This window comes from Dactylosporangium sp. CS-033363 (assembly GCF_050942475.1).
Classification (GTDB): domain Bacteria; phylum Actinomycetota; class Actinomycetes; order Mycobacteriales; family Micromonosporaceae; genus Dactylosporangium.
In genome coordinates, this window is the sequence record NZ_CP192032.1 from 7936370 (window position 1) to 7947976 (window position 11607).

Consider the following 11607-nt stretch of genomic DNA (forward strand, 5'->3'; position numbering starts at 1 on the left):
CGCCTGCCACTGATCGGTCACTGCGGCAGGGGCACGCCGAGGACGAGGGCGGCGCGGCGGGCGGTGAGTTCGTCCACCTCGACGAGTTCCTGGCCGGGGCCCGTGATCCGCAGTTCGCGCCAGGCGCCGATCGCCGTCGGTTCGCTGTAGCCGCGCTCGGCCGCGAACAGGACGTACCAGGTCGAGGCGCTCGGCGCCGGCAGCTCGAACGGCAGCGGTTCCGAAGCGGCGCGGGTCAGCCACAGCGACTCCGGGGACGGCTCCCACGGCAGGCCGAGGGCGGGGACGCCGATCGCCAGGCTGGGCGCGTCCGGGACCACGTAGCGGTACTGCAAGCCGTCCACAGCCCCGCCCGCCGCCTCCAGCGCGCCGAGGATCGTGGTCACGGCGGCGCGGCGGGCGGGTTCGCTGTCCTTCGCGTACGTCTCGCGGGCCAGGATGCCGCCGTCGCCCCAGGCCTCGCCCATCTGCTCGCGCTCGTTCCAGTGCTGGAAGTAGGCGCCGCGGGTGCCGTCGGTCAGGTTGAGCGGGACCCGGCGCAGCAGCTGCGGCAGCCAGGTGGTCAGGCGGTCGGCGAGCTCGGCCCAGTCCGCCGGGGGCGGGGTCGGCGTGTTCGGTCGCATCCGCTTGCCCGGGGCGCGGCGCCAGCAGGCCAGGGAGGCGCCGTTGACGTCCCACGTGACGCTGATCAGGTGGCCCTCGCGGTGCCAGTAGCTGCCCTCCCAGCTGGGCAGGCCGGCCATCTCGGTGTCGGGCGGGCCGCCGAGGTGCGCGGCGATCGCGTCGCGGGTGCGGCGGTAGAGGTCCTGGCGCAGCCACATCGGCGGGGCGTCGCCGCGGTGGTCGGCGGGGTACCAGAAGTGCAGGTCGATCTCCAGCCGATTGACCTCCGCCGGGTTGTCGGCCTGAACGTTGGGCCACCAGCTGCGCGGGGACCGCTCCGCGTACTTGCCGCTCGGGCGCCGCCAGCCGCCGCGCTCGGCCGCCTCGGCCAGGGTGAACGGGGTCTCCCAGGGCAGCGCGGTCACCTCGTCCAGCCAGGCGCGGACGTCCGCGGCGGGGCGGGTGTCCCAGTAGTCGTCGTCGAACAGCTGATCCTCGGTGCCGGCCATCGCGCCAGCCTAGAGGTCGGATTCGCGTCCGTGGGGGCGGCCGGACGGCACCCTGAAGTGGCCCTCGCCTTCCACCGCGTGGTGAACCTGACCGCCCCGCCGGAGCGGCTGTTCGCCCTGGCTTTGCTGCGTCGGGTGCGCTGCGTGACCCCCGGCACGGGGTCGCATCGAAGCGAATGAACCCGTAGCCTCGGCCGCGTGAGCATCTCCGGAAGAGCGCAGGTTCCCGGTGGAGGCAATACCGGTAAAGCGCCGGTGAGCGGCCGGGCAACGGTCGGCAGCGCCGCCGTCGGCAGCGCCTCGGTGGTCGGCAGCGCCGCTGTAGGCAGCGCCTCGGTCGGCAGCGCCGCGGTCGGGAGTGCCTCGGTGACCGGGCGCGCCGCTGTCGGGGGAGCACCAAGAACCGGCGGACCCGGACCCGGCCCCGGACCCGGCAAGGGCGGGCGCCATCCCGTGGCAAGAGCGAAGAAACGCCGGCGAAGAAACATCCTCATCGCCTCGATCGCCGCGTTCATCATGATCGCCGGCGTCGGCATGGTCGCCGGGACGTACTACTTCGACCAGGTCGCGCTGCCGGACGACATCACGCTGGACCAGTCGACCACGATCTTCTACAGCGACGGGCAGACCCCGATGGCGCGCATCGGGGAGAACCGCACGGTGCTGCCGTTCGACCAGATCCCCAAGGACATGCAGCACGCGATCGTGGCCGCCGAGGACAACACGTTCTACACGAACGACGGCGTGGACTACAAGGGCGTCGTGCGGGCCGCCTGGAACAACGTGAGCGGCGGGGACCGGCAGGGCGCGTCCACGATCAGCCAGCAGTACGCGCGGCGCTGGGCCGAGCTCGAGGGCGTCACCTACGCCCGCAAGGTGCGCGAGGCCGTCATCGCGCTCAAGCTCAACCAGCAGTACTCCAAGGACGAGATCATGGCGATGTACCTCAACATCGTCTACTTCGGCCGCGGCGCCTACGGGATCGAGGCGGCGTCCCAGGCGTACTTCGCCAAGCCCGCCAAGGACCTCAAGACCAACGAGGCCATGCTGCTGGCCTGCCTCGTCAAGGACCCCGAGGGCGGCGGCAAGGGCAGCCCCTACGACCCCAACATCGACAAGGCGTCGGCCGAGAAGCGGTTCAACTACGTGCGCGACCAGATGATCGGCCTGAACTTCGTGCCCGCGGCCGAGGCGGCCGAGCGGATGAAGTTCCCGGACAACGTGATCACCCCGGCGGCGGCACGGGAGCGCTCGGCCGCCGCGCAGAACCTCGGCAAGCCCGAGGGCCTGATCGTGCACCACGTGCTCGGCGAGGTGGCGACGCTGACCGACCCGCGCACCGGGCAGCTGCTCTACGAGGACGTCGACAACGCGGGCAAGAAGAACTTCTCCAAGGTCACCAACGGCGGGCTGAAGATCGTCTCCACGATCGACAAGGACATGCAGCCGATCGCGGTGCGCGAGGCCAGCCGCAACAAGGACTCGAACATGAACAACCAGCCCGCCAACCTGCAGGCCGCGCTGGTGGCCGTGGAGCCGGGCAACGGCGGGGTCAAGGCGTACTACGGCGGCGACTCCGGCAACGGCTGCGACTACGCGAGCTACTACATCGACCCGGTGCTCGGCAAGGGCGGCGAGAGCTGCGGCGGCGGGCACCCGCCGGGGTCCACGTTCAAGGTGTACACCCTGGCGACCGCGCTCATGGCCGGCTACTCCATCGACTCGATGTGGAACGGCATCCCGCAGGACTTCCCGGGCCGTACCGCCGCCAAGAAGAACCAGGTCAAGAACGCGACGGAGGGCGTCGAGCCGAGGTGCAAGTCCGGCTCCGGCGCGTGGTGCACGCTGGAGGAGATCACCGTCCAGTCGCTCAACGTGCCGTTCTACGCGATCGCACTGCAGCTCGGGCCGGCCAAGGTGATCAACACGGCGCGCGCGGCCGGCATCCGGGACATGTGGGCGACCGAGGACGGCAAGGACGGGCCGCAGCGCAAGGACCTCACCAAGCTCAAGGGCGAGGACGTGGTGCCGAAGTTCTTCCAGGAGGAGGTCGGCTTCGGCCAGTACCCGATCACGGTCCTCGACCACGCCGGCGGCCTGGCCACCTTCGCGGCCCGCGGCACCTCGGTCCGGACGCACTTCCTCAAGGAGATCTGGCAGGGCGGGAAGAAGACCTACGGCGAGGTCATCAAGCCGCAGCGGATCCCGGGCTTCACCGAGCAGATGGCCGACAACATGGCCAAGGTGCTGCAGGGCGTGCCCGAGCACTACGGGCTGCGCTCGGCCAAGGGCTACCAGCTCGCCGGCAAGACCGGCACCTGGCAGCTGGGCAACACCACGGCCAACGCGCACGCCTGGATGGGCGGGTACGTGCCCTACGACCCGGGCAAGAAGTCGCCCGGCCTGGCCGCCGCGGTGTGGGTCGGCAACCAGAAGGACGAACAGCCGATCAAGGACAAGAACGGGGCCAACATCATCGGCGGCAAGCTGCCCGGCCCGATCTGGCGCGACTTCCTCAACGACGCCCTGGCCAAGGTGAACATGCCGAAGGTCAAGTTCCAGAACTCGCCGCTGACCGGGAACAAGGACGTCGGCACGGGCATCTCGCCGCAGCCGAGCACGGATCCCGGGTTCCCGCCGGGGCCCGGTGGCGGGCCGGGCGGCGGCGGGCAGGGCGGCGGGCCGGGACCCGGCAACACCGTCACCACGGTCCCGACCCGGCGCCGCTGACGTCACGCCCCGACTGGCCGCGGCACTCGCCACAGCGCCGCGGCCAGGGCGATCAGCCAGACGCACCACAGCACGTACCCGGCGAAGTTGGTCATGCTCGCGAAGGCCAGGCCGAGCGGGATCAGCACGCCGGTGGCGATCAGGGCCGCGGCCGCGTAGCCGGCGTACGCGAGCCACCGCCACGACGCCACCGCCCGCACGACGAGCACGGTGAAGGCGGCGGTCAGCGCGTAGCCGACGGTCTCCCCCAGCACCTCGCCCAGCCAGAAGTGCAGCTGCTCGAAGCGGTGCGTGTCGCCGGCGGCGCTGATCGACGGTACGAACAGGACCCAGCGGGACAGGCCGATCGCCTGCACCGCGGCGGCCGCGACGCCGAGGCCCGCGATCCACGCGCCGAGCCGCCCGCCCGCCCGCCGCCCGAGCGCGATGCCGATCGGGGCGAGCAGGACCGCCCCGACCACCAGGACGAGGAACCAGCCCACGACGGCCGGCTGATGCTCGCGGTACAGGCTGAGAATGTCGGCCGTCGGTTCCTTGAGGATCTGCGGGTATTCGAACACCGACCCGAGGGCGGTGAACCCGGCGATGGCGAGCGCGGCCGCGGCGGCCATGGCGAGGGCGGTCATCCGGTTGGTCATGAGGTCTCCTGGGTCCGGGCCCGGAACCACGCGACGGTGGCGTCCAGGGCGTCGTCGAGGGGGGTGGCGAGATTGCCGAACGCGGCGCGGAACCTGGAGTCGTCGACGACCCAGCGGCCGGTGAACTGGTAGAGCGTGTGCCGGTACTCGCGCAGGTCGGGCGAGAAGAGCCCGAGCAGGGCGAGCGCGACCGGGCCGGCGGCGACGGTACGGCCGCGGGCTCCTGCGCTTGTAAAGACGTGCTCGACGATCTGGCGGGTGGTGCGGGTCTCGGCGATCGGCAGGTGCCAGACCGCGCCGGCCGCCTCCGGGTGCGTGCCCAGGGCGACGAGTCCCGCGGCCACGTCCGGCGTGTAGGAGTAGCTGTGCGGCCGGTCCGGGTTCCCCATCACCTGGACCGTCCGGCCGGCCAGGGCACTGGCGAAGACGTTCGCGCCGAGCGCCGAGACCGTCGTGCCGGGCCCGAAGTAGTCCGACGCGCGCCCGATCGCGACCGCGACCCGCCCGGCCGCGTGCGCCGCGAGCAGCTCCTCGGTCATCGCGGCCCGGGTCGCCGCCTTGGCCGAGGTCGGGTTGGCCGGCAGCGACTCGGCGAGGTCGCGGTCGCCGGGCGGCCCGTACGCGTACAGGTTCTCCAGCACCACCAGCCGCGCCCCGGCCGCCTCCGCGCCGGCGAGCACGCCCCGCTGCAGCGGCGGGAACTGCTCGGGCCAGCGGGCGTAGCTGGTGGCGTTGAGGCAGCAGTACACCGCGTCGGCGCCCTTGCCGACCCGCCGGGTGAACTCCGGATCGGTGGCGTCTCCGCCGACCACCTCGGCGCCGGGGAGCGCGCCGCGGCCGCTGCGGTTGACCGCCACCACCTCGGCGCCGTCGCGCACCAGGCGCTCGGCGACCAGCCGGCCGATCTGGCCGGTGCCGAAGACGACGTGCCGGCTCATCGGCGGGCCCCGATCCAGGCGGCGAGCACGCTGTCCGGGTGCTCGGCGAGGTGGTCGCGGACGAAGGCGTCGCAGCGCTCGGCGTCGCCGTCGAGGTGGGCGCGGGCGATCGCGACCAGCTGCCGCTCGCGGGTGGTGGTCGCGGCCGCCGCGGCGCGGGTCAGCAGGTCGCCGGGTTCGGCCGCCAGCAGGGCCGCCACCACCAGCAGGGCCGGGGCGTCGGCGGCGGCGAGGCGGTGCAGCGCGGTCTCGGTGTCGTCGGGCGTGTCGTCGGGCATGGCGCTACTGTCGCGGAGGCCGCTGACGATGCGCTGACGCCCGGTTGACGCTGCCGTAGGCTGCGGCAATGCTGACCGTCGCGGTGCTCGGGCCGGTCGAGGCCCGCCGGGACGGGGAGCGGCTGGCGGTCCCGTCGGGCAAGACCACGGAGCTGCTCGTGCGGCTCGCGTTCGACGCCGGGCGGCCGGTGCGCGCCGAGCGGCTCCTCGACGAGCTGTGGGGCGGCGCCCGGACCGCCCGCAACACCCTGCAGGCCAAGGTCTCCCAGCTGCGCCGGGCGCTCGGCGACGCGGAGGCGGTGGCGAGCGGGCCGGACGGGTACACGCTGCGCATCGACCCCGACGGCGTCGACGCGCTGCGGGCCGTGCGGCTGGCCGACGCCGCGGGCGAGGCCCGGCGCGCCGGCGACCACGCGGCCGCCCACGCTCTCGCCGCCGAGGCCCTGGCGCTGTTCCGGGGCGAGCTCGACGGCGGCGACTGGATCGAGCCGCACCGGGTGCGCCTGGAGGAGGTGCGGCTCGGGCTGCTCGAGGACTCCTGCGCGGCCCGCGTCGAGGCCGGCACCGGCGGCGGCGAGCTGATCGGCGAGCTGGAGGCGCTGGTCCGCGACCACCCGCTGCGGGAGGGGCTGTGGCACTCGCTGGTCACGGCGCTGTACCGGGCGGGCCGCCAGGCCGACGCGCTCGCCGCCTGCGCGCGGGCGCGCACCGTCCTCGCCGACGAGCTCGGCCTCGACCCCGGCCCCGCCCTGCAGGCCCTGGAGGCGCGCATCCTGCAGCGCCCGTCGATCGGCAACCTGCCCGGCTTCGCCGCGCCGCTGGTCGGGCGGGCCGCGGACCTCGAAGCGCTGGCCGGCCTGGTGCGCGACCGGCGCCTCGTGACGGTCACCGGGACCGCGGGCGTCGGCAAGACCCGCCTGGCGATCGAGCTGGCCCGCGGCCTGGCCGCACCGGGCGGCGTCTGGCTCGTCCGGCTCGACGCCATCGACGATGCCGCGTTCGTACCGCACGTGGTCGCCGAAACCCTGCACGTCCCCGGCGGCGGGGCGGCCCTGGCCGAGCGCCTGGCCGCCGCCGAGACCGTCCTGGTGCTGGACAACTGCGAGCACGTGGCCGGCGCGGTCGCGGCGCTCGCCGCCCGGCTCCTGGACGCCGCGCCCCGGCTGCGGGTGCTCGCCACCAGCCAGGTCCCGCTCGGGCTGGACGGCGAGGCGCTCTACGTGCTCGAACCGTTCCCCCTGGCCGACTCGGTCGCGCTGTTCGCCGCCCGGGCCGCCGAGATCCGCCACCGGTTCGTCCTGGACCCCGCGACCGAGCAGGTCGTGGCCGAGGTGTGCCGGTCCCTGGACGGCCTGCCCCTCGCCATCGAGCTGGCGGCGGCGCGGGTCCGCTCGCTGTCGGTCCAGGAGATCGCCCGCCGCCTCGGCGACCGCTTCACGCTGCTGCGCGACCCCACCGGCCGCCGCCGCGCGCTCGCCGCCGCCATCACCTGGAGCTACGACCTGCTCTTCCCCGACGACCAGCGCGGCCTGTGGGCGCTCGCCGCGTTTCCCGGCGGGGCTCCCCTGCCCGGCGCGGAGCGTGTGCTGGTGGCCTTGGGAGTTCCCCCCGCAGCGGTACTCGATGTGGCCGATCGCCTCGTCGACCGCTCCCTGGCCACGCCCGAGATCGCCGCCGGCGGGGCGGTGCGCTACCGGCTCCTGGACAGCATCCGCACGTTCGCCCTCGACCGCCTGCAGGAGTCCGGCGCGGCGGCGGACGCCCAGCGGGCCCAGGCCGCCTGGTACGCCGAGACGGCCGCCTGGTGCGCCGCCACCGTCCGCGGCGCCGGCCAGCCCGACTGCGCCGCGTTCGTCCGGGCCGAGCGGGCCAACATCGACGCCGCGCTGGCCTGGTGCGCCGAGCACGACCCGCCGCTCGGCGCGCGGATCGCCAACGGCTTCGGCTGGACCTGGGTGGTCCTCGGCGACGGCGTGGCGGGCGCCGCCCGGGTCCGCGCCGCCCTCGTTCCCGACCCCCGCGAGCGGGCGACTGGGCTGCTGCTGGCCGGCTGGCTGGAGGCGTCCGCCGGGGACGTGGCGCGGGCCGCGGCGGATCTCGACGAGGCTTTCGTGCTCGCCGCCGACCTGGACGACGACCGGTTGCGCGCCGACGTCGAGCGGCACCGCGCGTTCCTGCACATCCAGGAGGGCCGCCCGCACGACGTGCTCGAGGCGGCGGAGGCGAGCCTGATCGAGTACCGGCGGCTCGGCCTGGCCTGGGAGACCGCGGCGAGCCTGCTGCTGGCCGAGTACGGCTCGATCATGCTCGGCGACACGGCCGGCGCGGCCCGGGCGGCCGGCGAGGCGGCGGCGCTGCTGGCCCCGATCGGCGACCCGTGGGGCACGCTGCACGCCGAGGCGATGCTGGGCGCGATCGCGCACGCCGAGCTCCGCTTCGCCGACGCCGCGGGCGCGCTGACCCGGGCCGCCGACGCCGCGGACCTGCTCGGCTTCCTCGGCCAGGCGGCGCTGCACCTGACCACGCTCGGGCGGGTCCAGCACCGGGCCGGCGACCCCACGGCCGCGACCGCCACCCTGCACCGGGCCATCGCGGCCGCCAACACCAGTGGCGACCTGCGCATCACGGCCACCGCCCGGCTGCACCTGGCCCGCATCCTGCGGACGTCCGGCTCTCGTGCCGAGGCCCGGGAACTGCTGCGGCAGAACGACCTCTGGTACCGCGCCGCGGGTGGCGGCGACGGGGCCCTGCTGACCCGCTGCCTGCTCGCCGGCTCGGTGCCCGAACTCGAGGCCGTCCTCGCGGAGGCCCGGGCCGCCGGCGACCGGGAGACGCAGGTGCACGCCCTCGACGCCCTCGCCCGGCGGGCCGAGGCCGACGCCCTCGCCGTGACCATCCCGCACCTGCTCGACGAGGCCGACCGGCTCAGGGCAGTTTGATCAGATCCGCCAGGACCGCGCCGTCGTCGGGCAGGCGGTGCGGCGCGGGGCTGTCGTAGACCACCAGGAGCCGGCGGTGCTCGGGCGGGCCGACCAGCGCGATGCCCTCGGCGTGGTCGTCGCCCTCGCCGTAGGGCAGGTCGAGCTCGCGGTGCAGCTGGTCGCCCCGCACCACCTGCGGGGCGGCGGCGCGGGCGGCGTGGTGCCAGCGGTACAGGCGGACCGGGCCGTCCAGGTCCATCGACGGGCCGGCGAGCAGCAGCAGGTCGTCGCCGTCCGGGCACATGTCGCGGATGCCGAGGCCGCCGAGGGCGAGGACGTGCTTGCGGTACCGGCGGCCGTCCTCGAACGGCCGCAGGCGCAGGCGCTGGGGCTCGTCCGGGTTGGTGTAGGGCCGCAGCTCCAGCACGATCGCCCAGCCGCGCAGCACCGGACCCCGCAGGCCGAGGTAGACGCGCTCGCCGTGGACCGCGATGCCCTCGATGTCCAGGCCGTTGTCCTTGCCGGGGATGGCCAGGAACGGGGCGAGATGCGGGTCGTCGGCCAGTTCGGCGCGCAGGTTGTCCGGTCCGCTCAGGATCGCCGCGTGGTGCGGGCCCTCTTCGGTGAGCATGGACGGTACCGGCGAAGGAACCCCGTCGATGTCGGCGATCGGCAGCCGGACCAGGATCTGCCGGTTGTCCTGCCCCTCGACCCGGCCGAGCCGTTTGAGCGGCTTCGGGCCGGCGTGGTGGGCTTTGATCTGCTTGCGGCGCAGGCTGTGCGAGCCGATCGCCCACAGGAACGGCCCGGAGCGGGCCAGCCCCTCGATGTCCGCCTCCTCGTCGGCGTCGGCGCCCGGCAGCGGCACCAGGTCGGCCAGCCGGAAGCTCGTCTCGCCGGTGTACTCCCGCGGCTCGGCGGGGTCGTCGGCCACCAGTCGCTCGACGGTCGCCGTCTCGTCGCCGGCCACCCAGAGCACCGGCCCGTCGGCGCGCACGGCCGAGAGATTGGTGTGGGTGGTGGCGGCGCGGGAGTGCTCGCCGAGGTACAGCCGCACGGTTCGTTCGACAGTCACGCCACCCATCGTGACAGCCCGGCGACATAGGGATGATCACGTACGGGAACACCCTCGCCTTTCGGAACCCGGCCGGAAAGGGTTTCGCGTTGGGTGACGGCTCTGGTCGCATATCCACATTCCCCGACCAGGGAGGTTTTGTGGGACGCACGAGTAGCATCACCCGCGCCGCGGTGCTGACCGCGACGCTGACGTTGACCGCGGCGAGTCTGGTGGGCACACCGGCGAACGCGGAGGGTACGGCGACGACCGAGTACACGGTCGTGGCCAATGACAACGTCTCGGCCGCCGACGCCACCGCCGCCATTTCCCGGGCCGGCGGCAAGGTGACCGGCAGCAACGAGGCCGTGGGCATGTACACGGTGGTCGCGCCGCAGGCCGGCTTCGTCGAGAAGGCCTCGGCGCAGAGCGGTCTCGTCGGGGCGACGCACAAGACGGCCATCGGCAAGGCTCCGAAGAAGGAGCAGGCCGGCGACGTCGAGCGCGAGGCCCAGCAGGCCGCCAAGGAGGCCCGCAAGCACGGCGGCGGCGGCAAGCCGGCCACGGCCGGCATGGACCCGCTGGACGACAAGCTGTGGGGCCTCACCACCGTCCGGTCCGACAAGGCCCGGAAGGTCAACGCGGGCGACAAGCGCGTGACCGTCGGCATTCTCGACACCGGTGTGGACGCGTCGAACCCCGACATCGCCCCGAACTTCAACTGGGCGCTGTCGAAGAACTTCGCCAAGGACATGCCGGACATCGACGGCCCGTGTGAGGTCGCGAGCTGCCTCGACCCGGTCGGCACCGACGACGGCGGCCACGGCACGCACGTCGCCGGCACGATCGGCGCGGCGGCCAACGGCCTCGGCGTCTCGGGTGTCGCCCCGAACGTGTCGCTGGTCGAGCTCAAGGGCGGCCAGGACTCCGGGTACTTCTTCCTGGAGCCCACCGTCAACGCGCTCGTCCACGCGGCCAACAACGGCATCGACGTGGTCAACATGTCCTTCTACGTCGACCCGTGGCTGTTCAACTGCGTCGCCAACCCGGCCGACTCCCCGGCCGCGCAGGCGGAGCAGCGCACCACCATCAAGGCGATGTTCCGCGCCCTGACCTACGCCCACAACAAGGGCGTGACGCTCGTCAGCGCGCTGGGCAACAACCACGATGACAAGGGCAAGCCGCGCCCGGACATCTCCAGCCCGGACTACCCGGCCGACGTCGCCTACGAGCGGCCGGTCGACAACAGCACGTGCTGGGACCTGCCGACGGAGGGCCCCTTCGTCATCAGCGTGACCGCGCTCGGCCCGTCGCTGAACAAGTCCGACTACTCCGACTACGGGGTGGAGCGGGCCACCGTCTCGGCCCCCGGCGGCTACTTCCGGGACGGCCTGGGCACGGACACCTATCGGACCGTGGGCAACGAGATCCTGTCCACGTACCCGAAGAAGGTGCTGCAGGAAGAGGGTTCGGTCGATGAGGCGGGCAACGTCCTGCCGGAGTTCGCCGACTCCGTCTTCAAGCAGTGCAACGCGGTCGGCCAGTGCGGGTACTACACCTACCTGCAGGGCACCTCGATGGCCTCCCCGCACGCCGCGGGCGTGGCCGCGCTGATCGTGAGCGCGCACGGCCAACGCGAGGGGCGCAACGGCTTCGGCCTGGAGCCCTGGAAGGTCGAGTACATCCTGACGACCACGGCAGCGGAGCACGCGTGCCCGACGCCGCGGCTGGTCTCGTACGTCGACGTGGGGCGCGACCCCGAGTTCGACGCGTACTGCGAGGGCAGCAAGCAGTTCAACGGTTTCTACGGCCACGGCATCGTGGATGCCTACGCCGCCGTCACCGCGCACATGTGGTGGGAGCGCCACTAAGCACCGCCCCTGGAGCCGGGGCCGCCCTTCGGGGTGGCCCCGGCTCCGCCGTTTCCGGGGCCGTC

General features: G+C 73.7%; 8 protein-coding genes. 3 read left to right on the plus strand and 5 right to left on the minus strand.

Annotated elements, in window-relative coordinates; all coding sequences use genetic code 11:
- Window positions 1–17 precede the first annotated feature (17 nt).
- On the minus strand, window positions 18–1112 hold the full coding sequence (locus tag ACQPZ4_RS36780; protein WP_433046376.1) for a hypothetical protein: 1095 nt from the start codon (window positions 1110–1112) through the stop codon (window positions 18–20).
- Between the two features lie 453 nt (window positions 1113–1565).
- On the opposite strand from ACQPZ4_RS36780, the gene ACQPZ4_RS36785 reads away from it, so the two are divergent.
- On the plus strand, window positions 1566–3842 hold the full coding sequence (locus ACQPZ4_RS36785; protein WP_433046379.1) for a transglycosylase domain-containing protein: 2277 nt from the start codon (window positions 1566–1568) through the stop codon (window positions 3840–3842).
- A 2-nt stretch (window positions 3843–3844) separates the two neighbouring features.
- Here ACQPZ4_RS36785 and ACQPZ4_RS36790 read toward each other — a convergent pair whose 3' ends face one another.
- Genes ACQPZ4_RS36790 through ACQPZ4_RS36800 form a run of 3 tightly spaced genes read right to left on the minus strand, consistent with a single transcriptional unit; the run spans window position 3845 to window position 5696 of the window.
- Window positions 3845–4480 carry a DUF4386 family protein gene (locus ACQPZ4_RS36790; protein WP_433046382.1) on the minus strand — a complete coding sequence of 212 codons (636 nt, stop codon included), beginning with the start codon at window positions 4478–4480 and terminating at the stop codon, window positions 3845–3847.
- The gene (locus tag ACQPZ4_RS36795; protein WP_433046385.1) at window positions 4477–5418 is read right to left on the minus strand and encodes an NAD-dependent epimerase/dehydratase family protein; all 942 of its coding nucleotides are present in this window, start codon (window positions 5416–5418) and stop codon (window positions 4477–4479) included. Before ACQPZ4_RS36795 ends, ACQPZ4_RS36790 begins: the two co-directional genes overlap by 4 nt.
- Window positions 5415–5696: a hypothetical protein gene (locus tag ACQPZ4_RS36800; RefSeq protein ID WP_433046387.1), complete on the minus strand. Its 282-nt coding sequence runs from the start codon at window positions 5694–5696 to the stop codon at window positions 5415–5417. Before ACQPZ4_RS36800 ends, ACQPZ4_RS36795 begins: the two co-directional genes overlap by 4 nt.
- A 68-nt stretch (window positions 5697–5764) precedes the next feature.
- On the opposite strand from ACQPZ4_RS36800, the gene ACQPZ4_RS36805 reads away from it, so the two are divergent.
- A complete protein-coding gene (locus ACQPZ4_RS36805) occupies window positions 5765–8635 on the plus strand; it encodes a BTAD domain-containing putative transcriptional regulator (protein WP_433046390.1) in 2871 nt (956 codons plus the stop codon).
- Here the strand turns inward: ACQPZ4_RS36805 and ACQPZ4_RS36810 are convergent.
- Window positions 8622–9701 (minus strand): DUF3616 domain-containing protein, encoded by a 1080-nt coding sequence (locus ACQPZ4_RS36810; protein ID WP_433046393.1) that lies wholly within the window; start codon window positions 9699–9701, stop codon window positions 8622–8624. The genes ACQPZ4_RS36805 and ACQPZ4_RS36810 overlap by 14 nt on opposite strands.
- A 131-nt stretch (window positions 9702–9832) precedes the next feature.
- Between ACQPZ4_RS36810 and ACQPZ4_RS36815 the strand changes: the two genes are divergently transcribed.
- Entirely contained in the window at window positions 9833–11542 is a 1710-nt protein-coding gene (locus ACQPZ4_RS36815) for a S8 family serine peptidase (protein ID WP_433046396.1), read from the plus strand.
- Window positions 11543–11607: the final 65 nt, after the last annotated feature.